The sequence below is a fragment of the Microcoleus sp. B9-D4 genome, from assembly GCF_036705105.1.
Taxonomy (GTDB): domain Bacteria; phylum Cyanobacteriota; class Cyanobacteriia; order Cyanobacteriales; family Microcoleaceae; genus Microcoleus.
In genome coordinates this window covers 1-1,023 of sequence record NZ_JAUBTS010000185.1, presented here as the reverse complement: position 1 = coordinate 1,023, position 1,023 = coordinate 1, and the positions used below count along the sequence as shown (strand labels likewise).

The window sequence follows — 1,023 nt, the reverse complement described above, 5'->3', positions numbered from 1 at the left end:
AAACCAATCAGCAGCATAGCTAAACCGCCGATTAAAAGCGCTTGTAAATCAGCCACTGAAATCTTGAGCAGTTTACTCAGGGAGTAGTCAAGTAACCAACTCAAACCCCAAGCAGTCGCAATCGCTGCTAACAAGAATAAAACGGCTTTCATTGCCATTGGATGCAGACTCGCTATCCACCCCAGAAGGGAGAAAGCGACGCACCCAGCAACGAAGTAATTTGCCAGATACATCGCTTTCATTATTTTTTGCCTCCTAGCACTGCATCCCACGGCCGAGGCTGGGGAGTAGGTACGGCGGGCGGGCGAAAATTAAGCAGGGTGTAGGAGTAGCGGTCGGCGCCATAAGGGGAATTTTTTATTACCTCAAAGTCGTCCTGCTTGAACGTGAAGCCGTTAGCGAGCAAAGCCTCTATAGCTTCCTCTACTTCTTGCCGGGAGCCAGCAAGCCACATATATTGCATTAGCTTGCACCTCCCGTCAGTTTGGCTTTAATTTCATCAATCCGAGTCCTGGCGTCGGAGTCAGCTTTATCAATCCCTAAACCCAGTCGTGCATAGCCGGGTCGGAGTGCGTGTAACTTTTTCGCCAAACCAGCGTTAGCGCGTATCTTGCCTAGCTCATTCTCAGCAACCGCACCCTCATATTTGCGGTGCTCTTTGTGAACTGTTTTGTCAGCCACTTCAATCTTGGTCAAAGCTTTGTAAGCGCGTTTAGACTGCCGTGCACCGTCTGTTTTCTCCTTTGCCAAATCTTTCATTGCGTCCGCTTCTTCCTTCGTGAAATAGCGCGGGGCGGGAACTACGGGAACACTACGAACGGAGTCAAAATTACCAGGATTTGATGGCGTTATAACGCTTGTGTCAGTGCTTGCCAAGACTTTTGACTTGTCGATTGCGTGTCCGCCGTCGTTGCTGGCAGTAAGTTTTCCAGCATCAGAATTGCCGCCAAAAAGGCGTAGTTGTAAGCTCATAATTTTGTCCCGATTTGAATGTTGATGCGAACTGGGGAGGGAAATAAATTC

3 protein-coding genes are annotated in these 1,023 nt (G+C 49.0%); all 3 read right to left on the bottom strand.

From position 1 onward, the window contains the following. Positions 1-242 (bottom strand): hypothetical protein (locus QUB24_RS33500; RefSeq protein WP_333157904.1); only part of this gene is annotated, 242 nt, incomplete at its 3' end. Next, positions 242-463: a hypothetical protein gene (locus QUB24_RS33495; RefSeq protein ID WP_333157902.1), complete on the bottom strand. Its 222-nt coding sequence runs from the start codon at positions 461-463 to the stop codon at positions 242-244. The genes QUB24_RS33500 and QUB24_RS33495, both read right to left, overlap by 1 nt. Next, a partial coding sequence (locus QUB24_RS33490; RefSeq protein WP_333157901.1) for a hypothetical protein occupies positions 463-1,023 on the bottom strand: 561 nt, incomplete at its 5' end. The genes QUB24_RS33495 and QUB24_RS33490, both read right to left, overlap by 1 nt.

Excerpts from the sequence above, each read along its gene's own strand:
- QUB24_RS33495 (WP_333157902.1), bottom strand. The coding sequence starts at position 463 with ATGCAATATATGTGGCTTGCTGGCTCCCGGCAAGAAGTAGAGGAAGCT.